The sequence below is a fragment of the Streptomyces sp. 63XJN7_1_ISO-PGPR-S23-121 genome, from assembly GCF_056173025.1.
The window spans coordinates 3,398,763-3,421,346 of the sequence record NZ_CM149653.1 but is presented as its reverse complement, the minus strand read 5'-3'; the positions used below and the strand labels follow the sequence as shown (position 1 = coordinate 3,421,346).

Here is a 22,584-nt window from a genome sequence, read left to right as displayed (position 1 = left end):
CGGTTGCGGACAGCCGCGACGACCACACGGTGGATGCAATCGGCGCGTTATCGCACGAACGCCGGCCGCGACGGGTGCCCCCCGGCCTCGAAGGTCATGGCCTCCCGGCATTGCTCCGTACGAGTGGTGCATTTCCGGACATGGTCGTACCGTCGGTACGAACGAAAACAGGCGACCCCGAGACGGCCGGGAGCAGACATGGGCAGAAACCCGATGAGGGCGGCGGTCACGCTCTGCGCCGCCGCCGCGCTCGCACTACCCCTGGGTGCCGCTTCGGCCGCCCCGCCGGCGGAGCAGCCCGCGAAGCGGCAGGTCCAGGACCCGGTGCTCGTCGACTGCTCGATGCGGGGCGACGTGCGGCCGGCAGCGTTCGTGCTGGCCTGCGGGGACGGCAACAGCCGTCTGGCCTCGCTGCACTGGACCCGCTGGGACGCGAGCGCCGCGCTCGGGACGGGGTCCAACGCGGTCAACGACTGCAAGCCCTACTGCGCGGCCGGAACGTTTCGTTCGTATCCGGTGACCGTGCGGCTGGACCGGCCCGAGACCCGGGCGGACGGTTCGGGAGAGCAGCACTACACGCGGCTGACGCTGACCTACACCGACGGCAGGCCGGACGGGGCTCCGCGCGTGGTGACCTACCCCCTGGGCTGACCGCCGACCGACCGGAGTGATCAGCCGGGGAGCACGAGCCGGCTGGTGTCCCCCGGCTGGATCCGCACGGCGCGGTCCGGCAGCCGGACGTCGATCGGCGGCAGGTCCGAGGCCGGCACGGCGATCTCCAGGTGGCCGTGCTCCAGCCGGAAGCGCACGCCCCAGTGCCCCTGGTACCGGATGGAGAACCCGTACGACGACAGCTCCGGCAGGGGCACCGGATCCAGCCAGAGGGCGCCGGCACGGGTCTCCAGTCCGGTCAGACAGCGCTGGATCAGGTCGAGGGTGCCGCCCATGGCGCCGAGGTGGATGCCCTCGCCGGTGGTGCCGCCCTGGAGGTCGGCGACATCGCCCCTGAGCGCCTCCTGGCAGAAGGCCCACGCCTCCGCGCGGCGGGCCCGGGCCAGGACCCAGCCGTGGACGAGTCCGCTGAGGGTGGAGCCGTGGCTGGTGCGGGCCAGGTAGTGGTCGACGGTGCGGCGCCAGGTGTCGTCGTCCAGGTCGTGGCCCAGCCGGCCGAGGAGCGCGCGGAGTTCGGCCGGGGAGAACAGGTAGCCGAGCATCAGGACATCGGCCTGTTTGGACGCCCGGTAGTTGTTGACGCTGTCGTTCTCGGCCTCCAGGATGCGGTCCAGCCGCCGGATGTCGCCGTAACGCTCCCGGTAGCCCGCCCAGTCGAGTTCGGCGAGGTCGCCGTAGCCCTCGAACTGGCTGATGACTCCCTCGTGGAAGGGCACGTGGAGGGTGCGGGAGATCTCCTCCCACTGTTCGAGCTCGCCGCCGTCCAGCTCGGTGCGCTCGGCCAGTTCGCGTCGGCGGGGCTCGGGGAGGGAGTTCACCGTGTCCAGGGCGCGGGTGAGCACCCAGGACGCGGTGACGTTGGTGTAGGCGTTGTCGTCGAGGCCCGGTTCCGTGGCGCCGGGATAGGCCTCGTGGTACTCGTCGGGGCCCACGACGCCCCGGATGCGGTGCCTGCCCAGGCGGTCGTCCCAGGTGGCCGAGTCCGCCCAGAAACGCGCGATCTGCAACAGCGTCTCGGCACCCTTGGTGTGCAGGAACTCGGCGTCGCCGCTGGCCTCGCAGTACTGCCACACGTTGTAGGCGATCGCCGAGCCCACGTGGTGCTGGAGGTGCGAGTGGTCCGGCAGCCAGCGGCCCGAGCGGGGGTTGAGGTGCAGTTGCTGGGTCTCCTCGCGGCCGTCGCTGCCGCTCTGCCACGGGTAGAGGGCGCCCCGTCTGCCGATCGCGCGGGCGGAGGCGCGGGCCCGTTCAAGGCGGCGGTGCCGGTAGTGCAGCAGGGCCCGGGAGACCTCGGGGAAGTGCAGGTTGAGGTAGGGCAGGACGAACAGCTCGTCCCAGAAGACGTGCCCCCGGTAGGCCTCGCCGTGCAGCCCGCGGGCCGGTACGCCCACGTCGAGGTCGGCGGTGTGCGGGGAGAGGGTCTGCAGGACGTGGAAGAGGTGCAGGCGCAGGATGGCGCCGGCTTCGCCGGGGACCTCGAGGCGGGCCCGGCGCCACAGCCCGCCCCAGGCGGTGCGGTGGCCGGCCAGCAGTTCGTCGAATCCGGGGGCGTCGGTCACCCGGTCCACGGCGGCCTGCAGGGGGTCGCTGATCGCGGGGTCGCGCGAGGTGTGCAGCGCCACGACCTTGTCGACGGTGGCGGTGCGGCCCGGCTCGAGGCGCAGGGTGACGCGCTGTGTGGCCCTCAGGTGCTGCCGCCCCGGGGTGACCGGTGTGCCGGCCGACGTCCTGGCGGCCATGCCGATCCGGATGTCCGAGGTCCGGGTGCGGCAGCGCAGCCACACGATGCCGTCGCCGGCGTCGCCGGTGTGCACGTGGGTCAGGTGGCGGCCGGCGAGATCCCGGTAGCGCGGGACGCCCGAGTTGGTGACGTCGCCGTCGAGGGCCGCCACCACCTCGAGGTCCGTGCCGGCGCCCGCCACCGTGAACTCCGTGCGCAGGGCGGCGAGGTGGGGGTCGGCCATGTGCACCACGCGCAGCTGGCGCACGGTCAGCACGTGTCCGCCGCCGAGTGCGAACCGGGTGCTGCGTTCCAGCACCCCGGAGTCCAGGTGCAGGGTCTGCCGGTGGTCCGGCACCGGTGCGGTGTCCGGCGTGAGCCAGTCCCCTCCCCCGGCCCGGAAGGACAGGGGCAGCCAGTTGGGGAGGTTGACCATGTCCTCGTTCTCTACGCGCCCCACCTCTCCTCCGGCGACGGTGGAGGTGAGCCGGTTGTAGCAACCGGCCACGTAGGTGCCGGGATAGTGCACGTCGTCCGCGGCGCACTCGGGCAGCGCGCCGCGGGTGGCGAAGTAGCCGTTGCCCAGCGTGCACAGGGACTCCCGCAACCGCTCCTCCGCGGGATCGTAGTGGACGTAGTCCCAGGTGAAGGCGGTCGCGGTCACGGGTTTCCCTTCCCTCGGCGCCGGGCGCGGCGGTCAGCCGTCCCAGGACCAGTCGGCGACCTCGGGCAGGTCGACTCCGTGTTCCCGGATCCAGTCGTGGTGGCGCAGCCGGGTGTCCTCCATGCGCTGGCGCACGGCCGCCGCGCGCACGGCGAGGCCGGGCACCCGGTCGATGACGTCCATGACCAGGCGGTAGCGGTCCAGGTCGTTGCCGAGGACCATGTCGAAGGGTGTGGTGGTGGTGCCGATCTCCTTGTAGCCGCGCACGTGCAGGTGGCCGTGACCGGTCCGGCGGTAGGCGAGGCGGTGGATGAGCCAGGGGTAGCCGTGGTAGGCGAAGATCACCGGCTTGTCGGCGGTGAACAGGCCGTCGTACTCGAAGTCGCTCATGCCGTGCGGGTGTTCCCCGCTCGGCAGCAGCCGGGCGATGTCGACGACGTTCACCACGCGTACCGCCAGTTCCGGCAGGTGGCGGCGGATGAGCTGGGCGGCGGCCAGCACCTCCAGGGTGGGCACGTCGCCCGCGCAGGCCAGCACCACGTCCGGCTCGCGGGTGCCGTCCTCGGTGCCGGCCCAGTCCCAGATGCCGGCGCCGCGGGCGCAGTGGACGCGTGCCTGCTCCATGGTCAGCCAGTCGAAGCAGGGCTGCTTGCCCGCGACGACGACATTGACGTAGTCGCGGCTGCGCAGGGCGTGGTCGGCGACGGACAGCAGGGTGTTGGCGTCCGGCGGCAGGTAGACCCGTACGGCTTCGGGGCTCTTGTTGAGGATGTGGTCGACGAAGCCGGGGTCCTGGTGGGAGAAGCCGTTGTGGTCCTGGCGCCACACATGGGAGGTGAGGAGGTAGTTGAGTGAGGCGATGGGGGCGCGCCAGGGCAGGCGGCGGGTGACGCGCAGCCATTTGACGTGCTGGTTGACCATCGAGTCGACGATGTGGACGAACGCCTCGTAGCAGGAGAACAGTCCGTGCCGGCCGGTGAGGAGGTAGCCCTCCAGCCAGCCCTGGCAGGTGTGTTCGGAGAGGATCTCCATGACCCGGCCGTGCCGGTCGAGATCCTCGTCGACGGGCAGGGTCCGTTCCTGCCAGGCCTTGCCGCTGGCGGTGTAGACGGCCTGGAGGCGGTTGGAGGCGGTCTCGTCGGGGCCGACGAGGCGGAAGTCGCGCCGGTCGGCGGTGGCGGCCATGACGTCCGCCAGCAGGTCGCCGAGGACCCGGGTCGGCTCGTGCGTGCTCGCGCCGGGCTTGTCGACGGCGACGGCGTAGGTCTCCAGCGGCGGCAGGGGCAGTTCGCGCAGCAGCAGTCCGCCGTTGGCGAAGGGGGTGGCGCCCAGCCGGCGCGGTCCCTCGGGCACGGCGGCCAGCACGGCGGGGCGCGGGGCTCCGGTGGCGTCGAACAGTTCCTCGGGGCGGTAGGAGCGCAGCCACTCCTCCAACTGGCGGAGGTGCTGCGGATTCGTCCGTACGGCGGCGAGCGGGACCTGGTGGGCGCGCCAGGTGTTCTCCACGGGCAGGCCGTCGACCTCGGCGGGGCCGGTCCAGCCCTTCGGGGTGCGCAGGACGATCATCGGCCAGCGGGGGCGGTCGCCGGCGCCGTCCTGGCGGGCGGCGCGCTGGATCGCGGCGATGCGGTCGAGGCAGGTGTCCATGGCCCGGGCCATCGCCCGGTGGACGGCGGCGGGGTCGTCGCCGGTGACGTGGACGGGGTCGTGGCCGTAGCCGCGCAGGAGTTCGTCGAGTTCGTCCTCGGGCAGGCGGGCCAGGACCGTCGGGTTGGCGATCTTGTAGCCGTTGAGGTGGAGGATCGGCAGGACGGCGCCGTCGTTCACCGGGTCGAGGAACTTGTTGGAGTGCCAGGACGCCGCCAGCGGGCCCGTCTCCGCCTCGCCGTCGCCGATCACGCAGGCGACCACCAGGCCGGGGTGGTCGAAGGCGGCGCCGTAGGCGTGCGAGAGGGAGTAGCCGAGCTCGCCGCCCTCGTGGACGGAGCCGGGGGTCTCGGGGGCGACGTGGCTCGGCACGCCGCCGGGGAAGGAGAACTGCCGGAAGAGCCGGGCCATGCCGTCCGCGTCCCGGGTGATGTCGGGATAGGTCTCGGTGTAGGAGCCCTCCAGCCAGGAGTTGGCGAGTACGGCCGGCCCGCCGTGGCCGGGCCCCCAGATGCACAGGGCGTCCAGGTCGCGGGCCTTGATCACCCGGTTCAGGTGGGTGTGGACGAGGTTGAGGCCCGGCGAGGTGCCCCAGTGGCCGAGGAGGCGCGGCTTGACGTGCTCCGGGCGCAGCGGCTCGGTCAGCAGCGGGTTCGCCATCAGGTAGATCTGGCCGACGGAGAGGTAGTTCGCGGCGCGCCAGTGGGCGTCCAGGGTGGCGAGCTCCTCGTCGGGGAGTCCGGGTGGCGCCTGCTGCGTGTCGACGGACATCGGGGGTCCTTTCCGTGTCGGGACAGCGGTCGGGCCGGGTGGGCGCGGTGCCGGGCGGTGCGGGTGGCGCCGCACATCCCAACCCTGTGCGGACCGGGCGGGTACCCGACAGGGCCATTCGGGTCACGTCGGTTCCCGAACGGAGGCGGAAACGGCCTCGGGGAACGTCGGAACAGCGGTTGGCACCAAGTCGGCGATCACGGTTCTGCGGTCGGTGACATCCGTGTCGGACCGTGCGCCGAGCCTTCGGCTGGGGCCTCGCTGCCAGCCTGTCGACCACAGATGCGCAGAGCGCGCCCGGAACCCGGCCAAGTGGGCGTGCCACGCCCAGGAGTCAGATGGTCTGGTTCCGGGTGCCCGACCCGGACATCGGGGCGGACTGGCACGCGACGGCCGCGCGCGCCGCGGACGGCAGTCGGCGGTGCGCACAGGCGCTGGACGCCCGCGACCGGCCTGCGTTCCTGACCGCGCTCCGGCAGTTGGTCGGCGCCGGGAACCGCGCGGCGAAGGTGAGCACGTCGTCGCCGAAGACCTTTCACGGGCCAAGGGCGCGGCGCGCGGCGCCCACAGCGCGGCCGGCACCGGCGCCGACCCGTGCCGGCCGTGCTTCCGCTCCGCCTGCCCCGCTCCCCGGCCGCACACCGGCATCGCGCGCGGCGGGAGGGTCAGGCCAGGGAGAGGAAGAGCTTCTCCAGGCGCGCCCGCATCTGCACGGAGTTGCGCACCTCGGGGTCGTCACTGGTCATGCACTGCTGGAGCCCCGTGGCGATGATCGAGAAACCTGCCCGGTCCAGGGCCCTGGAGACCGCGGCGAGCTGCGTGACGACGTCCTCGCAGTCGCGCCCCTCCTCTATCATCCTGATGACCCCGGCCAGCTGCCCCTGGGCACGCCGCAGCCGGTTGAGTGCCGACTTCAGCTCCTCGGCCGACATGTCGAGTTCCACACTTCCTCCTCCGCATACCCCTGTGGGTATGGTACCGCGCGGGCTGATTTTGCATGGCATGCAGGTTTGCATACCATGCAACTTATGTCGGAGAAGAGTGCCGCCGGGGGCGGTCTGCGGGAGCGGAAGAAGCGGGCCACACGGGCCGCTCTCGCCGAGGCCGCGGTACGCCTCGCCGCCGAGCACGGCGCGGACAAGGTCACCGTCGAGGCGATCAGCGCGGCGGCCGGCGTGTCCGTGCGGACCTTCTTCAACTACTTCGACACGCGCGAGGACGCCTTCGTCGTCCTCGACGCGGACGCGGGCGCCCGGATGCGGCGCGCCATCCTCGACGCACCGGCCGGCCTCCCTCCGCTGGAGGCCCTGCGCGAGGCCATGGCCGCGGAACTCGCCGAGGCGGAGCAGCAGCACGAGCTGTGGCGGCTGCACGCCGAAGTGCTGCACGCCTCGCCGCACCTCCTGGCCCGCGGCGTCGGGGCGCACATCGCGGCGGAGGCCGACCTGGCCGACGCCCTCGCCCTGCGTCTGCGCGGTGCCCCCGGCGACGGGGAACGGTCCGCGGAGCCCGGGCTCTACCCGCGGCTGCTGGCCGCGGTGGCGTCCGCCGCGGTGCGGACCAGCGTGGAGCACTGGTCGGCCCACCAGCACGAGGCCGCCTTCCTGGACGTGTTCCACCAGGTGTTCAGCCTGCTCGCCGCCGGCCTTCCGGCGCCTCCCGCGTGACCGCAGCGCAGGACGATCGCGACACCCACCCCACCATTCACCCCGAAAGAGATGCCGTGACCGCACCTCAGGCGCCCGACGACGCGCCTCCCACCTCCATGACCCACCGGCAGATACTCCAGGCCATGTCCGGCCTGATGGCCGGCATGTTCGTCGCGATCCTGGCCGGCACCGTCGTCTCGAACGCGCTCCCCACGATCATCGCGGACCTGGGCGCCAGCCAGTCCTCCTACACCTGGGTCGTCACGGCGGAACTGCTGGCCATGACGGCGACGGTCCCCCTGTGGGGCAAGCTGTCCGACCTCGTCAACAAGAAGCTGCTGCTCCAGCTCTCGCTGAGCCTGTTCGTCGTCGGCTCGCTGCTGGCCGGCTTCTCCCACGGCGTCGGCCTGCTGATCTTCAGCCGGGTCGTGCAGGGCATCGGCGCGGGCGGTCTGACGGCCCTCGCGCAGGTCGTGATGGCCACCGTCATCCCGCCCCGCCAGCTCGGCAAGTACGCCGGCATCTTCGGTGCCGTCTTCGCCGTGGGCACCGTGGCCGGTCCGCTGGTCGGCGGTGTGCTGGTCGACACCTCGTGGCTGGGCTGGCGCTGGTGCTTCTTCATCGGCGTACCGTTCGCGCTGCTCGCCATCGCGCTGCTGCAGCGCACGCTGCGGCTGCCGACCACGCGGCGCGAGGTGCGCATCGACTGGCTCGGCGCCTTCCTGATCGTCGCCGGTGTCTGCGCGCTTCTCATCTGGGTGTCGCTGGCCGGCAACGAGTTCGGCTGGGCCTCGTGGCAGACCGGCGTCCTCACGGGCGGTGGCGTCCTGCTGCTGGTCGCCGCGGTCTTCGTCGAGGCCCGTACCGCCGAGCCGGTCATCCCGCTCGGCATCTTCCGCAACCGCACGGTGACGCTCACGACCGTCGCCAGCCTTCTGGTCGGTGTCGCCATGTTCGGCGGGACCGTCTTCCTCTCCCAGTACTTCCAGGTCTCCCTCGGCAAGTCGCCGACCGTCGCGGGCCTGATGAGCCTGCCCATGATCTTCGGCCTGCTGGTGTCGTCCACCGTCGCCGGCCAGGTGATCAGCCGGACCGGCAAGTGGAAGCGGTATCTGGTGGCGGGCGCGCTGATCATGTCCGTCGGCCTCGCGCTGCTGTCCACGATCGACGCCGGGACGCACTTCGGTCTGCTCAGCATCTACATGGCGGTGCTGGGCGTCGGCGTCGGCATGCTGATGCAGAACCTGGTCCTGGCCGCGCAGAACGACGTGGCCGCCGCCGATCTGGGCGCCGCGACCTCCGTGCTGTCCTTCTTCCGCAGCATGGGCGGCACCATCGGCGTCAGCGTCCTCGGCGCGATCCTCGCCAACCGGGTCACCAGCGAGATGACCGAGGGGCTCAAGGCGGCCGGCGTCACCGCGCCGGCCGGCGAGGGCTCGGGCGAGAGCAGCGTGCCGGACATGACCACGCTGCCCGCCCCGATGCGGTCCGTCGTCGAGCACGCCTACGGTGTCGCCACGGCGGACCTGTTCCTGATCGCCACGCCGTTCGCCCTGCTCGCGCTGGTCGCGGTCGTGTTCCTGAAGGAGAAGCCGCTGAAGACCACCAGCGGCATGGAGCGGCTCGCCGAGGAGTCCGGCGGGACCGCCCCCGAGGTCGCCGACAAGGGACCGGCGGCACCGGTCGGCTGAGCCGCCGGCCGCACCGTGCGACGGAGCCGCCCGCCCACCCGGGCGGGCGGCTTCCGCGTACCCGGAGAGAGGCGGACAGGGCCGTCTCCGCCCGGCGACGGCCCGTCCGGGCGGGCGAAAACCACCACGCCCCGGCGTGAGGGGACTGTTAGGCTGGCGAAGACGTTGATCGCGTATCGAGAGGTCCCGGACATGGTGGGTGACGACGACATCTGCGGGTGATACCCCGCACCGACGGCCACAGGCAGGCGCACAGGAGCGCCGCCGCGGTGGCCGCCTTCGTCGTTCCCCTCTCCCTGTCTGTCCCGGGCGGGCGTGCACTTTCCCCCGCCCCTCTCCTCAGCGAGGTCATCCATGTCCGACGCCGCCGTCGTCTGCTCGAACCTGTCCTTCTCGTGGCCCGACGACACCCCCGTCTTCGAGGACCTGTCCTTCACCGTGGGCACGGGCCGCACCGGTCTGGTGGCCCCCAACGGTTCCGGCAAGAGCACCCTGCTCAGGCTGATCGCCGGGGAACTGCGGCCCGGCGCCGGGTCCGTCACCACCACCGGAACCGTCGGCCGGCTGCCGCAGACCCTCCCGCTGACCGGTGACCTCACGGTGGCGGAGGTGCTGGGGGTCGCGGCCGTGATCCGCGCCATCGACGCCGTCGAGTCCGGGGACGTGGCCGAGGAGCACTTCACGGCCATCGGCGACGACTGGGACGTCGAGGAACGCACCCGTGCCCAGCTCGACCGGCTCGGTCTGGGCGACCTCGCCCTGGACCGGCGTCTCGGCACGCTCAGCGGCGGGCAGGTCGTCTCCCTCGGGCTCGCCGCCCAGCTGCTGAAGCGGCCCGACGTGCTGCTGCTCGACGAGCCCACCAACAACCTCGACCTGGACGCCCGGCACACGCTCTACGACGTGCTGTCGGACTACAGGGGCTGCCTGCTGCTGGTCAGCCACGACCGCGCCCTGCTGGACCGCATGGAGCGCATCGCCGAACTCGACCGCGGTGAACTGCGCTTCTACGGCGGCGACTTCACCGCGTACGAGGAGGCGGTGCGGGCCGAGCAGGAGGTCGCGGAGAAGAACGTCCGCAACGCCGAGCAGGAACTGAAGCGGGAGAAGCGGGAGATGCAGCAGGCCCGGGAGCGGGCCGAGCGCCGAGCGAGCAACGCGGCCCGCAACCTCAAGAACGCCGGTCTGCCGCGGATCTTCGCCGGGAACATGAAACGGGGCGCGCAGGAGTCCGCGGGCCGGGCCGGGCAGACGCACGCCGGCCGGGTCGGCGAGGCCAGGGCCCGGCTGGACGAGGCGGGACGCGCGCTCCGCGACGACCAGCGCATCGTCCTCGACCTGCCGGACACCGACGTGCCCGCCGGGCGCACCCTCTTCCTCGGGGAGCGGCTGCGGATCCGGCTCGGCGACCGGGAGGTGTTCGCCGGCGAGGGTGTCGACCTGACCGTGCGAGGCCCCGAGCGCATCGCGCTGACCGGCCCCAACGGCGCCGGCAAAAGCACGTTGCTGCGGCTGCTGAACGGCGACCTGGAGCCCGGCGGGGGCACGGTCGGGCGGGCCGACGGGCGCGTCGCGTACCTTTCGCAGCGGCTCGACCTGCTGGACGGGGACCGCACGGTCGCCGAGAACTTCGCCGCGTACGCCCCCGAGCGGCCCGAGGCCGAGCGGATGAACCTGCTCGCCCGGTTCCTCTTCCGGGGCGCCCGCGCCCATCTGCCCGTCCGCGTGCTGTCCGGCGGCGAGCGGCTGCGGGCCACCCTCGCCTGTGTCCTGTGCGCGGAACCCGCCCCGCACCTGCTGCTGCTGGACGAGCCGACCAACAACCTCGACCTGGTCAGCGCGGCGCAACTGGAGAGCGCCCTGAACGCCTACCGGGGTGCCTTCGTGGTGGTCAGCCACGACGAGCGGTTCCTGCACGGGATCGGAGTCGACCGGTGGCTGCGGCTGGCCGACGGCACCCTGACGGAGACGGCGGCCCCCGAGGTGTGAGCCGGCCCGCGGTGCCTGTTGCGGCCCGAGGGTCGCGGACGGCAGGCTTCGGGGTGTGGCCACTTTGCTGATCGTGCATCACACCCCGTCGCCGAACTGCCAGGCGATGCTCGAAGCCGTCGTTTCCGGAGCGACCGCTCCGGAGATCGAGGGCGTCCGGGTCGTCCGGCGGGCGGCGCTGGCGGCCACGGCCGTCGACGTACTGGAGGCGGACGGATACCTGCTGGGCACCCCGGCCAACCTGGGCTACATGTCCGGCGCCCTGAAGCACTTCTTCGACCAGGTCTACTACCCGTGCCTGGACGCCACGCGGGGGCGGCCCTTCGGCTACTGGGTGCACGGCGGCAACGACACCACCGGCGCCGTGCGCGGCATCGAGTCGGTGACGACCGGCCTCGGCTGGCAGCGCGCCGCCCCGGCGGTGACGGTGGCCGGTGAGCCCGCCAAGGCCGACCTGGAGGCGTGCTGGGAACTGGGGGCCGCGCTCGCCGCCGGGCTGATGGACTGACGCGGCGGCCCGGCCGGCGTGCCCGGGTACCGGATCACGCCGTCACGCCGCGGTTCCGTCAGAGGGGCGTCGCGGCGCGGAGGACGAGGAACATCGTGACGGCCGCGTTCGCGGAGGACATCGCCGACACGGCCGTGCCGGCCGCCGCGCCCCACACCGCCAGCCCCACCGAGGTGAACACCGAGGGCCTGGTGCGGGGCGTCGGAGCGGGGCCGAGCAGGGCCGCCACCCGGCGCGGCACCGGCCCCGGCGCCGCGAGACCGGCGAGGGTGGCGACCGGGGTGCCCCGGGAGACCAGGGCCGCCTTGCCGATGGCGGTCGCCACCGCGCGACGGTTGCCGACCGTCCGGGCCGCCTCCTCGTCGGCCCAGCGCTCCGCCGTGTAGGACACGGCCGTACGCAGCGGCCGCAGGAACGGGTTGGCCAGCGCGGCGAGCCGGACGGCGAGCAGGAACCGGTGGTGACGGGCGGCCAGATGGGCCCGCTCGTGGGCGAACAGCGCCCGCCGCTCGGCCGGTTCGAGGCAGTCCAGCAGGGCCGTGGTCACCACCACCCGGTCCCTTCGCCCGCCGGGCAGCGCGTACGCGTAGGGCACCTCGTCCGGCAGGACGGCCACGGACGTGCCCGGCAGCCCGGCCAGTGCGCGGTGGGCGCGGCGGCGCACCCGGCCGTGGCGCCACAGTGCCCGGGCCGAGGCCACGACCACCGCGCACAGCGCGGGGATCGCCGCCTTGCCGGCGACCTCGTCGTAGGGCACCGCCGCCCGTACCTCCGGGTCCGACCAGCCGTCGGGCAGCGGATTGCCCGGGAGCTGCGCGGTGCCGACCACCATCAGCAGGGCGAGGCACACCGTGCTGCACAGCGCCATCACCGCGGCCACGGCGGTGAGCAGCCTGGTCGCGGTCCGCGGGTGCAGGTGCTGTTCGGCCAGACGCGCGATCGGCCACGCGGTCAGCGGCAGGACGAGCGGAAGGAAGACGAAGACCCCCATGAGGCGTCAGTCTTCCCCTGCGGCCCGCGCGTCGCCCAGCAGGTCGCGCAGCAGCCGTTCGTCGGCCGGGTCGAGGCCCGTCACGAAGCTCGCCAGCACCGCCCCGCGGTCGCTCTCCGCGTCCAGCACCCCGCGCATCCGGCGCGCGGCCAGGCCCGCCGGGTCCGCGGGCGTCCAGACGAAGGACCGGCCCGCGCGCTCCCGGCTCACCGCGCCCTTGTCCAGTAGGCGGGTCAGGATCGTGACCACCGTCGTGTAGGCCAGGTCCCCGCCCAGGCGCTCCTGCACCCGGCCGGCCGTCGCCGGACCCTCCGCCCCACGCAGCACCGAGAGCACCAGCGCCTCCAGCTCGCCCTGCCCCCGCCGCCGGGGACGCCGGTCATCCGCCACGCCCGCACTCCCCTCGCCGCCCGTCCGCTTCCCGGTACGCCATCGTATCGACGCCGCGGACACCGCCGGCCCATCGGACCGCCGCCTCGGCTCGCACGGGGACGGCGGGATTCGTTCGCCGGGCGTACGCCCCTCCGTCACCCGGAGAGCGCCCCGGCGACGCACTCCATCCTCAAGATCACTTGATGCCCTTTGTTGTCATGTCTTCGACTTCGGGAGTACCGGCGTGACCAGATTCCCCTTCGGCCGTACGGCCGCCTGCGCCTTCGCCGCGGCCTTCGCCGTCCTGCCCGTGGCTCCGGCAGCGGCCCACGGCGGCGACGCGCTGCCGACCGTGCGTCCGCGGGCCGAGACGGCCGCCCTGTACGACGACGAGGCCGGCGGGAACGCCGATGCGGACGACCCCGCCATCTGGCGCAACCCGTCCGACCCCGACCGCAGCCTCGTCGTCGCGACGGCCAAGGAGGGCGGCCTGCGCGTCTACGACCTCGACGCCCGGCTGGTGCAGTCGGTGGCCGCTCCCCCGGCCCCGGGTCCGGACAGCGCGCCAGGCCGCTTCAACAACGTCGACCTGGTGCAGGGCATGCGGCTCAGCACCGGCCCGGCGGACCTCGCGGTCACCACCGACCGCGGCAGCGACCGTCTGCGCTTCTACCGCATCGACCCGGCCGCGCCGGGCCGCCCGCTGACGGACGTCACCGACCCGGCCGCCGCGCCGGTGTTCTCCGCGGACCAGGAGGAGGTCGACGAGCAGCGCACCGCGTACGGTCTGGCCACCTGGACCGACAGGGCGACCCGGCGTTCCTACGCGCTGGTCAGCCGGCGGGAGCGTACCCGGCTCGCCCTGCTGGAGCTCACCCCGACGGCGTCCGGGCGCGTCGGCTACCGCACGGTCCGCACCCTGGACCTGCCCGCGTCCTTCCGGCTGCCGAACGGCGCCCGCTGGTCGCCCTGCGCCGAGCCCGGCGAACTGCCCCAGGTGGAGGGCATGGTCGTCGACCCGGCCGACGGCACCCTCTACGCCGGGCAGGAGGACGTCGGCATCTGGCGTCTGCGCGCCGACCTCACCGGCACACCCCGGCTGGTGGACACGGTGCGTGAGTACGGTGTCCCCGCCACGTACGACGAGGCCGCCGACGAGTGCGTCGCCGGCTCCGACCCCGGGTTCGGCGGCAGCGTGCTGTCCGCGGACGTGGAGGGGCTGACGCTCCTCCAGGAGTCCGACGGCGACGGGTATCTGCTGGCGTCCAGCCAGGGGGACGACACCTTCGCCGCGTACGACCGCGAGCAGGGCGACCACAACGAGTACGAGGGCGGGTTCCGCGTCGGCGCCGTCTCGGCCCGGCTGGACGGCTCCGAGGAGTGCGACGGGGCGGCGGTGCTGAACCGGCCGCTGGGCCGCCGCTACCCCGACGGCCTGCTCGTCGTGCAGGACGGCCACGACACGCCGGAGGACGGCGAGCGTGCCGCCACCGGCTTCAAGTTCGTCGACCTGGGCGACGTCAAGGACGCGCTCGGCGACTGACGCCGTTCGGTCCCGGCCGGCGTCGGGACCGAACGGCGCGTCAGGGGGGTGTCACCGGGTACGCCGCCTGGTGCGGAGCAGCAGCAGGCATCCGGCGGCGAAGAGGACGCCACCGGCCGCCGCGGGCCAGAGGCCGAGACCGGAACCGGTCTCGGCGAGCCCGCCCCGGTCGCCCTGCGGCCCGCTCGCGGAACCGGCGGCCTGCACGGCGCCCCCGTCCGTCCCCCGCGTCCCGCCGGGGGCGGCCGCGGAGGCGCTCGCGTCGCCCGGAGTGCCGGCGGGCGGGGTCGCGGCCCTGGGCTCGGCGGAGCGGGAGGCCTCGGGCCGGTCCGGGTTCGTGGGCCGGCCGGCGTGCTCCGGCTGCTCCCCGTCCTGGCCGGCGTCCGCGGGCGCCGACGGGGTGGCGGTCTGCCCGGCGGGGGGTGCGGCGGTCTGCCCGCCGTCGTCGCCCGGCTGTCCGGGGGTCTCCTGACCGTTTCCGTCGTCCGGGATCCCGGAGGCCTCGGGGGTCCCGGGGTCGTCCGGAGTTCCGGATGCCTCGGGGGTCCCGGGGTCGTCCGGAGTTCCGGATGCCTCGGGGGTCCCGGGGTCGTCCGGAGTTCCGGATGCCTCGGGGGTCCCGGGGTCGTCCGGAGTTCCGGAGGCCTCGGGGGTCCCGGGGTCGTCCGGGGTCCCGGTCGGCTGCTGCGGGGTCTCGCTCTGGCCGGGGTCCGGGACAGGCGGGGTACCCGCGCCGCACGAGCGGCCGCCGTTGACGCAGTCGACCATCTCCCGCATCAGGCCCTCGTCGAAGACGTTGATGAAGTCGCTGTGGTCCGTGACCGGCTTGTGCAGCTGCTCGGGGAAGGAGTCCACGGCGAACAGGGGCGTCGTCCGGCCTCCGTCACGGAGACTGGGCGCGTCCACGTCGTACACGATGCGCTGCACCAGCCGCGGGACGGCACGGAAGCCGTCCGGGCAGCTTCCGTCGGCGGCGGCGAACGCCACGTGGGTGCGGTGGTTGGCGCTGTCGATGTTGCGGCCGTCCCAGCAGCTCTGGAAGGTGAAGGTGCGCACCACGTCGCTGCCGGCCGGGCAGAGCGGGTACTTGTCCTTCAGCTGCCGGTCCTCGTGACCGGTGCAGCTCCAGGAGGCGTTGGCGTTGGTGTTGCCGTTGACGAACGCCTTGGCGTCCCCGGTGATGATGCGCAGCAGCCGCGGCATGCCCGTGACCTTGCCGCGCTCGTTGCCCTCGAAGGTCAGCGTCACCTCGGCCGGCGTGACGATCTCTCCGGCGTTGCCCTCGACGCCCCCGCCGGGCGACCGGTCGTCCTGTTCGGAGGTGCCGTTCTGCAGCCGCAGCACGGGCCAGTAGTACGAGGACTTGTCGCCCTGGTCCGCGCAGCTGGTGCCGGCGTTCGCCAGGTCGTCGTCGGAGGCGAAGGCGTCGTTGCCCTGGTTGCCGACGTAGTCGTGGAAGTGGTGGGCGCCGTTGCCGACGCCGGGCGCGGCGATCAGGTTGTCCGAGTTGAACAGGCCGTCGGCGTTGACGCCGCAGCTGGTGGTGAAGGAGCCGCGCGAGGCGCCCTTGTCCGGGCTCGGCTTCGCCGCGCCGGGCGGGACGGTCGTGATGTCGACGTAGTCGGCCGCGACGGGGCCGTTGCCGGCCTGGCCGCCGTTGCCCTGCTCCTGCCCCGCACCGGGCTGCTCCCCGTCGGCGGCGTCGTCTCCCGCCGCTCCGGTTCCGTCGTCCGCTCCCGTGTCCCCGCCGTCGCCCGAGCCGTCCTGCCGCCCGTCCGCGCCGCCGCTCGGCGCGTCCGGTGTCGCGACCGCGGTGCGTCGCAGCGTGCACGGTGCGAGGGCCTCCAGCCCCTCGGGCCGGTCCCCGGCGCCGTCGACGGCGGAGACGATGCGCGCGATCGTCTCCGTCCGCTGCCGCTCCAACGGGTCGAGGATCGCGCCCTCGTCCAGGCCGCCGTCGTCGGCGGTGCGTGCGGCTTCCTGCAGTTGCCGGTAGGCCGTGGCGATCTGCCCGTCCAGGCGGGCGAGTTCACCGTCGACGTCCGGCCTGGCCGCCTCGGGGACGGTCGTCAGCCGCTCGCTCAGGTCGGGGCAGTCGACCGTGGCCGCGACGCCGGAACTGCCCAGGGGGACGGCGGGGCCGGTCCCCGTCTCGGTCGCGGAGGCGAACACGTTGGCGGCGACCAGACCACCGCCGCCCAGTATCAGGGCGACCGCGGAGAAGGTCGCGCGCCGCGCCCCGGTCGGGCGTCTGCGCCTGCTGTGTCCCAAGGCGTGCTCCTGTGTGCGTCGTGGCGGACCCGGGGCATGCAATGCCCCCGGCTCCATACGGAGTCGGGGGCGCGGGTGTTCAAACGCCTCGTGGATTCTCAGGAATCCCTCACCTCACGGGCGCAGGATCAGCCGGATCGGGTTGCCCTCCTTCTTCTCCAGCCGGGCGACCGCCTCGGCGGCCTCGGCCAGCGGCAGCACCCCGCTGATGGACGCGGGGAAGTCCAGCCGTCCGCCCCGGATCAGCCGCAGCAGCTGGGGCAGGGCCACCGGCATGCCGGAACCGTAGTGGCCGAGGATCCGCTGCTGGAGGTAGCTGAAGCGGGTGCCGTCCACGACGCTGAGCGGCTTGTCGGTCAGGCCCACCAGCACCAGCCGGCCCTTGGGCGCGAGGACGGAGAGCGCCTGCTCGCGCACGGCGGGCACGCCCGCGAAGTCGAAGGCGGCGGCGAGCCCCGCCCCGCCGGTCACCGCCGCGACGGCCTCGCGCAGCCCGGGGCCGGCGGAGTCCAGGGCGAGGTCGGCCCCGGCGGACGGGGCACGCTCGCGCGCCACCGGATTGGGGTCGACGGCGACGACCGGGCAGGCGCCGACCGCGCGCAGCAGCTGCACGGCGTGCACACCGAGTCCGCCGACGCCCCACACGCCGACCGCCTCGGCGGGACGGACGCCACCGGTCTCGGTGATCGCGCCCCACGGGGTGGACACGGCGTCGGGGATGATCGCGCCCTGGTCGAAGGGGATCGCGTCGGGCAGCGGGGTCAGGGCGGTCTCGGCGGACAGCGCGTACTCGGCCCAGCCGCCGTCGTAGTCGACGCCCCGGGTGCAGGTGACGCCGTCGCGGACCTCGCCGGCGTACAGCACGACCCGCTCACCGGGCGACCAGGTGGTCACACCCTCGCCGGTCTCGGCGATCGTGCCGGAGACCTCGTGGCCGAGGGTGACCGTGTCGCCCCGGAGGAGTCCGGATCGGTGTGGAGCACGACGAGACGCTCGACGACCGCCGCCGGCCCTACTGGAGCGACCGCCTCGACCGGGCCGTCGTGATGGTCCGGCGCGGCGTCGAGCGCGGCGAGCTGGCGGCGGACACCGATCCGGGCCTGCTGATCGAGGCCCTGAGCGGCCCGTTGTTCTTCCGGGTGCTGCTCAGCCGGGCTCCGCTGGACGAGGCGCTCGTGCGGGGGCTGGTGGACCTGGCCCTGGAGGGGGCCCGCCCCCGTCCGGCATGACGACGGGACCGCACGGACCCGCGGTTCTGTTAGCCGGCTGCGAGAGGGGAACCCGGGGCCCGTCGTGACCGTCGTGCGCCACCGCGCCCCTGTCGAGGGAGTTCCGGGATGCAGTCACTGATCAAGGGCCTGGTCGCCGGCGCGGCGGGGACCGTCGCGCTGAACCTCACCACGTACGGCGACATGCTGCTGCGCGGCCGGGGCTCCAGCGACATGCCGGCCGAGGTCGCGGACCGCGTCGCCGACCGCGTCGGGCTGGTGCTCGGCGACGAGGAGACCAAGCCCCACCGCGAACAGGCCGTCGGCGCCCTGCTCGGCTACGCCACCGGCCTCGGGGTCGGCGCCGTCTACGGGGTCCTGTGCCGCCGGCGCGGACCGCTGCCGGACTGGGTGGCCGGGCCCTTGCTCGGTGCCGTGGCCATGGTGGGCAGCGACGTGCCGGCCACCGCGCTCGGCGTGACGGACCCGAAGCAGTGGGACCGTACGTCCTGGGTGTCGGACATCGTGCCGCACGTCGTGTACGGCTTCACCACGGCGTCGGTGTACCAGGCACTGCACTGACCACCGGAACGGCCGGCGCCCCGTCACGTGTCACGCGACGGCATGGAGGCGTCCAGGGCGGGCAAACGGTTCGCCTGGAGCTTGGAGGACGCCATGACGACGACTGAGCAGCCGGCCGATCCGACGGGAAAGGACGCCGCGTGCTGCGGACACGCCCACAGCCACGGGCTCGGCTCCGGGGCCGAAGACCCGGAGACCCCGCGTGAACGGGTCAACCGCCGCTGGAACGAGATACTTCAGGAAACCCGGGTCACCCAGACAGGCGTGCAGATCCTCTTCGGGTTCCTGCTCAGTGTCGCCTTCACCCCCACCTTCAGGCAGCTGGAGACGCTGGACCGCAGCATCTACGTCATCACCGTGGTGCTCGGCGCGGCGGCCACCGCGTCGCTCATAGCCCCCGTCTCCATACACCGCTTCCTGTCCGGTCAGCGCATGAAGGACGAGGTCGTGGAGGCCGCCGGCCGCCTGATGATGTGCGGCATGGTCCTCCTCGCCCTGACCATCGGCTGCACCCTCCTGCTGATCCTCCGGTTCGTGGTCCCGGGCGTCCTCGCCGAAATACTCGTGGGCACGGTCATGCTGTGGTTCGGCCTGTGCTGGTACGCGCTGCCCCTGCGCCTGCGCCACCGCGCCGGCCGCCGCTCCCGCTCCACCGAGGACGCGTGACACGGTCGACGGCCGCGTCACGGAGGGGCCCTTGTCGGGGCCGTCCCCCCGGTGGAGGATGAGGCCGGCACCGGCTCACCCAGCGAAGGGACCCTCGTGACCGACGGACAGCAACGGCCGCGGGCCGCCGCCGTGTTCGACGCGCTGGGCGCCGACTACGAGAAGGCGTTCGCCGGGGCGCCCGCGCACCGCCGCTCGCTGGAGTGGCTGCTCGGGCGGCTCGCGCCGGGCAGCCGGGTGCTGGACGTGGGCAGCGGGACCGGGCGCCCCACGGCCGAGACCCTCGCGGGCGCCGGTCACCGGGTCGAGGGCGTCGACATCTCCCCCGTCATGGTGGAGCTGGCGGCCCGGCAGGTGCCGGCCGCCTCCTTCCGGTGCGCCGACATCCGTGACGTGCCGCTCGCGGACGGCTCCTTCGACGCGGTCTGCGTATACTTCGCGCTGCTCCAGCTGGACCGGCGCGAGCAGACGGACGTGGTCCGGCGCCTCGCCCGGGCGCTGGCCCCGGCGGGGCACATGGTCCTGGCCACCGTTCCGCTGGACGTGGAGGGCGTCGACGCCACCTTCATGGGACAGCCCGTGCGCGTGACCAGCTTCACCGCGCCGGGCCTCGTCGCCGTGGCCGAGGGCGCGGGTCTGGAGGTCCTGGAGCGGGAGGAGCTGCTGTTCACCCCGGCCCACCCGGAGGCCGGGCCCGAACCCCATCTCTTCCTGCACTGCCGGCGCCGGCCCGCGACGACCGGCGCCTGAGCCACCGCCACCCGCGGCCCCTGGGCGCACCGGTGCTGCTGCGCCTGCGCAGCCCAGGTGTCCATGGAGACCTGTGCTGCCGCTCCTGCCGCCGAGGCAAGGCGCCGCATCGCCGGTCGGGGAAGGGCCGCGCGCGTCAGCGGTAGTCGTCCGCCGAGCCGTCCTTCCCGCCGTACCGCGTGTCCTCGAAGTACGCCCAGGCGTCGGGGCGGCTGCCGTCCACGTCGCGTACGCCGTAGGCCTTGGCGAGGTCCGCGCTGGAGGCGGACTTCTTGTTCCAGCGGGCCGCCCGGTCCGGGTCCGCGGCGAGCGCGGCGACCGCGCGGGCGAGGTAGTGCGGTGACTCGGCGATGGCGAAGGCCGGTTCCTGGGCGACGGCGTCGCGCCAGTTCTCCTCGCTCACACCGAAGTGGGCGAGCATCTGTTCCGAGCGCATGAAGCCCGGTGTGACGGCGACGGCCATACCCCCGTACTCCGCCAGCTCCTCCCCCAAGCCGAAGGCGATCCGGATCGGTGCGTTCTTGGCGAGGTCGTAGAAGAGGTTCTCGCGGTAGCGGCGGTTGGAGGCCGCCGTGCCGTCGGTGACCTCGACGTGGAGCGGGGCGTCGGAGCGCACCAGGAGCGGGAGGGCCAGCGCCGCGGTGATCACGTGGGAACGGACTCCGAGTTCCAGGATGCGCAGGCCGTCGGCGAGGGGTGTCTCCCAGGTCTTCTTGCCGAACACGGACTCGACGAGGAGGTGTTCGCCGCCCCACAGGTCGTTGACGAGGATGTCCAGTCGTTCCTGCTCGCGTTCGATGCGTCCGACAAGGGCGCGTACCTGGTCCTCGTCGAGGTGGTCGGTGGGCACCGCGATGCCGGTGCCGCCGGCCGCAGTCACCAGTTCGCCGGTCTCCTCGATGGTCTCCGTGGTCCGGCCGACCTCGCTGGCGCGCGTACGGGTGGTGCGGCCGGTGACGTAGACCGTCGCGCCGAGCCGGCCGAGTTCGACGGCGAGCGCGCGTCCGGCGCCGCGTGTGGCCCCGGCGACGAGAGCGATCCGGCCGGTCAGCGGAGCCTCGCCGGTGGTGTGCTGGGGGGTCGTGTCCTGGTTCATGCGACCACCGTGCACGGTAAACACGACAACCTGCGTCGCCATTTCCTCGCGAGTGCGCAGCGGTGGTGGTGTCGCCCTCGACGGGCGGGTCGGCGTTGTGCAGGACACCGAGGCCGGCGTCCGTGGTGACGATGGCCGCGCGACAGTAGGGGTCCGCCGTCAACGTGGCGACTGGGGCGGTAGGGGCTCGGTCGGGGGGACGCCGTCCGCCTTGGCGGCGTCCGCCAGGGCCTCCGCGGCGGCTTCCGCCGCCTGCGCCGTGTCACTGGCGGCCTGCGCGGCCATGTCGTCACCCGATGGCTTCTCACGGGTTGCCGGTGACGGGGGCAGCACCTCGCTGAAGGCTCGGGACACGCCCTGAAGGGCAGAGGTGATCTCGCTGGGGATGACCCAGAAGTTGTTCCCCTGGCCTTGCGCGAGCTGGGGCAACGCCTGGAGGTACTGGTAGGCGAGGAGTTTGGGGTCGGGGTCGTTGCGGTGCACCGCCTGGAACACCTCGTCGACGGCCCGGGACTGGCCCTCGGCCTGCAGAATGGCCGCGGTCCGGTTCCCCTCCGCGCGCAGGACGGCAGCCTGCTTGTCCCCCTCGGCGGTGAGGATCTGCGACTGGCGCTGGCCTTCCGCCCCAAGGATCGCCGCGCGCTTGTCCCGTTCGGCCCGCATCTGCTTCTGCATCGCGTCCTTGATGGACTGCGGCGGATCGATGGCCTTGATCTCCACTCGGTTCACCCGCAGCCCCCACTTGCCTGTGGCCTCGTCCAGTACGCCGCGGAGCTGACTGTTGATGGTGTCCCGTGAGGTGAGCGTCTTCTCCAAGTCCATTGACCCCACGACATTGCGCAACGTGGTGACGGTGAGCTGCTCGACGGCCTGGAGGAAGCTGGCGATCTCGTAGAAGGCCGCTCGCGGGTCGGTGACCTGGAAGTACAGGACCGTGTCGATCTCGACGACGAGGTTGTCCTCGGTGATGACCGGTTGCGGTTTGAACGAGACGACCTGTTCGCGCAGATCGATCAGCGGATGTACTCGGTCGATGAAGGGGATGACGAGGCTCAGTCCGGGAGTCAGCGTGCGGTGGTAGCGGCCGAGTCGCTCGACGTTGCGAGCGCGTGCCTGGGGCACGATGCGCACCGCCCGCACCACGGTGAAGATTGCGATGAGCGCGACGATCAGGCCGGCGATGAGGGACGCGGACAGCTCCATGGCTTCAGTCCCGTGGGTAGACGAATGCGGTGGTGCCGCTGATCTGTATGACGTCGACGGTCGCTCCGGTGGCGATAACCAGCGTCTCGTCATAGGGGCGGGCCGTCCACTCCTCTCCGTCGATGCGGATCCTGCCGCCCGTGGCCGTGACCTCCGAGGTGACGTAGGCGGCCTTGCCGACCAGCGCGTCGATGCCGAATCGTGCCACTTGGGGCTGCAGCACGTGGCGCAACGCGATCGGCCGCACGAACAGCACGGTGATCGTGGCGACGACGGCGTACACCAAGAACTGCAACGGCACCGGCAGACCGATGGCGGCCCCTCCGGCCGTGACCACTGCGGCCACGCTCAGCATGCCGAGCGCGGCGGTGAGCGTGAATATCTCCGCCACGGCAAGAACCGCCGCAATGATCAACCAGACAAGCCATGGGTCCATGACGCACCTCTTCTCACCGATCCAGGTGAAGAGGTCGGATCACGCCGTTCAGTCCTTCGACCGACCGGACGGACGCGATGTCGTTATTTTACCTGTCCCGACCAGCATGCTCCTGTTGGCTGGAGGAGGGCAGGCCGTAGTCCCATGGGAATCGG

Annotated in this window: 18 protein-coding genes and 2 pseudogenes; 10 read left to right on the top strand and 10 right to left on the bottom strand. The window is 73.0% G+C overall.

The genetic code is table 11. The features are described from left to right. The first annotated feature begins 198 nt into the window (after window positions 1-198). Window positions 199-651 carry a hypothetical protein gene (locus AC0VYN_RS14925; RefSeq protein ID WP_475536406.1) on the top strand — a complete coding sequence of 151 codons (453 nt, stop codon included), beginning with the start codon at window positions 199-201 and terminating at the stop codon, window positions 649-651. A gap of 20 nt (window positions 652-671) precedes the next feature. Here AC0VYN_RS14925 and AC0VYN_RS14920 read toward each other — a convergent pair whose 3' ends face one another. The 3 genes from AC0VYN_RS14920 to AC0VYN_RS14910 form a co-directional block, all read right to left on the bottom strand. Continuing rightward, window positions 672-3,056, bottom strand: coding sequence for a glycoside hydrolase family 65 protein (locus tag AC0VYN_RS14920; protein WP_475536405.1), 2,385 nt, complete (start codon window positions 3,054-3,056; stop codon window positions 672-674). A gap of 33 nt (window positions 3,057-3,089) precedes the next feature. After that, window positions 3,090-5,474: a phosphoketolase family protein gene (locus tag AC0VYN_RS14915; protein ID WP_475536404.1), complete on the bottom strand. Its 2,385-nt coding sequence runs from the start codon at window positions 5,472-5,474 to the stop codon at window positions 3,090-3,092. Window positions 5,475-6,139: 665 nt separating this feature from the next. Next, window positions 6,140-6,418 carry a metal-sensitive transcriptional regulator gene (locus AC0VYN_RS14910; protein ID WP_385465076.1) on the bottom strand — a complete coding sequence of 93 codons (279 nt, stop codon included), beginning with the start codon at window positions 6,416-6,418 and terminating at the stop codon, window positions 6,140-6,142. Between the two features lie 75 nt (window positions 6,419-6,493). Between AC0VYN_RS14910 and AC0VYN_RS14905 the strand changes: the two genes are divergently transcribed. From AC0VYN_RS14905 to AC0VYN_RS14890, 4 genes are all read left to right on the top strand, one after another. Continuing rightward, entirely contained in the window at window positions 6,494-7,141 is a 648-nt protein-coding gene (locus AC0VYN_RS14905; protein WP_475536403.1) for a TetR/AcrR family transcriptional regulator, read from the top strand. A gap of 98 nt (window positions 7,142-7,239) precedes the next feature. Then, complete coding sequence (locus AC0VYN_RS14900; protein ID WP_475536885.1) at window positions 7,240-8,814, top strand: MDR family MFS transporter; 1,575 nt, start codon at window positions 7,240-7,242, stop codon at window positions 8,812-8,814. 354 nt (window positions 8,815-9,168) lie between these two features. After that, window positions 9,169-10,803, top strand: a complete 1,635-nt coding sequence (gene abc-f, locus AC0VYN_RS14895; protein WP_475536402.1) for a ribosomal protection-like ABC-F family protein — start codon at window positions 9,169-9,171, stop codon at window positions 10,801-10,803. Window positions 10,804-10,858: 55 nt separating this feature from the next. Continuing rightward, a complete protein-coding gene (locus AC0VYN_RS14890; RefSeq protein WP_451689512.1) occupies window positions 10,859-11,311 on the top strand; it encodes a flavodoxin family protein in 453 nt (150 codons plus the stop codon). A 58-nt stretch (window positions 11,312-11,369) separates the two neighbouring features. Here AC0VYN_RS14890 and AC0VYN_RS14885 read toward each other — a convergent pair whose 3' ends face one another. Continuing rightward, entirely contained in the window at window positions 11,370-12,302 is a 933-nt protein-coding gene (locus AC0VYN_RS14885) for a M56 family metallopeptidase (RefSeq protein WP_385465089.1), read from the bottom strand. 6 nt (window positions 12,303-12,308) lie between these two features. Beyond that, window positions 12,309-12,692 carry a BlaI/MecI/CopY family transcriptional regulator gene (locus AC0VYN_RS14880; RefSeq protein ID WP_451689514.1) on the bottom strand — a complete coding sequence of 128 codons (384 nt, stop codon included), beginning with the start codon at window positions 12,690-12,692 and terminating at the stop codon, window positions 12,309-12,311. Window positions 12,693-12,978: 286 nt separating this feature from the next. Between AC0VYN_RS14880 and AC0VYN_RS14875 the strand changes: the two genes are divergently transcribed. Next, window positions 12,979-14,217, top strand: a complete 1,239-nt coding sequence (locus AC0VYN_RS14875; RefSeq protein WP_475536884.1) for a phytase — start codon at window positions 12,979-12,981, stop codon at window positions 14,215-14,217. Window positions 14,218-14,268: 51 nt separating this feature from the next. Here the strand turns inward: AC0VYN_RS14875 and AC0VYN_RS14870 are convergent, their stop codons facing one another. Beyond that, window positions 14,269-16,488 carry a DUF1996 domain-containing protein gene (locus AC0VYN_RS14870; RefSeq protein WP_475536401.1) on the bottom strand — a complete coding sequence of 740 codons (2,220 nt, stop codon included), beginning with the start codon at window positions 16,486-16,488 and terminating at the stop codon, window positions 14,269-14,271. Between the two features lie 114 nt (window positions 16,489-16,602). Continuing rightward, window positions 16,603-17,448: pseudogene (locus AC0VYN_RS14865) on the bottom strand (zinc-binding dehydrogenase); the annotation flags it as partial. A gap of 2 nt (window positions 17,449-17,450) precedes the next feature. Between AC0VYN_RS14865 and AC0VYN_RS14860 the strand changes: the two are divergent. The 4 genes and pseudogenes from AC0VYN_RS14860 to AC0VYN_RS14845 form a co-directional block, all read left to right on the top strand. Beyond that, window positions 17,451-17,717: pseudogene (locus tag AC0VYN_RS14860) on the top strand (TetR-like C-terminal domain-containing protein); the annotation flags it as partial. A gap of 108 nt (window positions 17,718-17,825) precedes the next feature. Beyond that, complete coding sequence (locus tag AC0VYN_RS14855; RefSeq protein WP_385470443.1) at window positions 17,826-18,278, top strand: hypothetical protein; 453 nt, start codon at window positions 17,826-17,828, stop codon at window positions 18,276-18,278. A gap of 93 nt (window positions 18,279-18,371) precedes the next feature. Further along, window positions 18,372-18,944 carry a DUF6328 family protein gene (locus AC0VYN_RS14850; RefSeq protein ID WP_475536400.1) on the top strand — a complete coding sequence of 191 codons (573 nt, stop codon included), beginning with the start codon at window positions 18,372-18,374 and terminating at the stop codon, window positions 18,942-18,944. A 96-nt stretch (window positions 18,945-19,040) separates the two neighbouring features. Beyond that, window positions 19,041-19,694, top strand: a complete 654-nt coding sequence (locus tag AC0VYN_RS14845; RefSeq protein WP_475536399.1) for a class I SAM-dependent methyltransferase — start codon at window positions 19,041-19,043, stop codon at window positions 19,692-19,694. 136 nt (window positions 19,695-19,830) lie between these two features. Here the strand turns inward: AC0VYN_RS14845 and AC0VYN_RS14840 are convergent, their stop codons facing one another. The 3 genes from AC0VYN_RS14840 to AC0VYN_RS14830 all read right to left on the bottom strand — a co-directional run bounded on the left by AC0VYN_RS14840 (window position 19,831) and on the right by AC0VYN_RS14830 (window position 22,429). Continuing rightward, window positions 19,831-20,790 (bottom strand): SDR family oxidoreductase, encoded by a 960-nt coding sequence (locus AC0VYN_RS14840; RefSeq protein ID WP_475536398.1) that lies wholly within the window; start codon window positions 20,788-20,790, stop codon window positions 19,831-19,833. 159 nt (window positions 20,791-20,949) lie between these two features. Then, a complete protein-coding gene (locus AC0VYN_RS14835) occupies window positions 20,950-21,993 on the bottom strand; it encodes an SPFH domain-containing protein (RefSeq protein WP_385470435.1) in 1,044 nt (347 codons plus the stop codon). Between the two features lie 4 nt (window positions 21,994-21,997). After that, window positions 21,998-22,429, bottom strand: coding sequence for an NfeD family protein (locus AC0VYN_RS14830; protein ID WP_475536397.1), 432 nt, complete (start codon window positions 22,427-22,429; stop codon window positions 21,998-22,000). Between the last annotated feature and the right edge of the window lie 155 nt (window positions 22,430-22,584).

What these genes read in the sequence shown, in the direction of transcription:
- AC0VYN_RS14925 (WP_475536406.1), top strand. Translation starts at nt 199, where the DNA reads ATGGGCAGAAACCCGATGAGGGCGGCGGTCACGCTCTGCGCCGCCGCC.
- AC0VYN_RS14915 (WP_475536404.1), bottom strand. Translation starts at nt 5,474, where the DNA reads ATGTCCGTCGACACGCAGCAGGCGCCACCCGGACTCCCCGACGAGGAG.
- AC0VYN_RS14905 (WP_475536403.1), top strand. Translation starts at nt 6,494, where the DNA reads ATGCAACTTATGTCGGAGAAGAGTGCCGCCGGGGGCGGTCTGCGGGAG.
- AC0VYN_RS14900 (WP_475536885.1), top strand. Translation starts at nt 7,240, where the DNA reads ATGACCCACCGGCAGATACTCCAGGCCATGTCCGGCCTGATGGCCGGC.
- abc-f (WP_475536402.1), top strand. Translation starts at nt 9,169, where the DNA reads ATGTCCGACGCCGCCGTCGTCTGCTCGAACCTGTCCTTCTCGTGGCCC.
- AC0VYN_RS14885 (WP_385465089.1), bottom strand. Translation starts at nt 12,302, where the DNA reads ATGGGGGTCTTCGTCTTCCTTCCGCTCGTCCTGCCGCTGACCGCGTGG.
- AC0VYN_RS14855 (WP_385470443.1), top strand. Translation starts at nt 17,826, where the DNA reads ATGCAGTCACTGATCAAGGGCCTGGTCGCCGGCGCGGCGGGGACCGTC.
- AC0VYN_RS14850 (WP_475536400.1), top strand. Translation starts at nt 18,372, where the DNA reads ATGACGACGACTGAGCAGCCGGCCGATCCGACGGGAAAGGACGCCGCG.
- AC0VYN_RS14840 (WP_475536398.1), bottom strand. Translation starts at nt 20,790, where the DNA reads ATGAACCAGGACACGACCCCCCAGCACACCACCGGCGAGGCTCCGCTG.
- AC0VYN_RS14835 (WP_385470435.1), bottom strand. Translation starts at nt 21,993, where the DNA reads ATGGAGCTGTCCGCGTCCCTCATCGCCGGCCTGATCGTCGCGCTCATC.
- AC0VYN_RS14830 (WP_475536397.1), bottom strand. Translation starts at nt 22,429, where the DNA reads ATGGACCCATGGCTTGTCTGGTTGATCATTGCGGCGGTTCTTGCCGTG.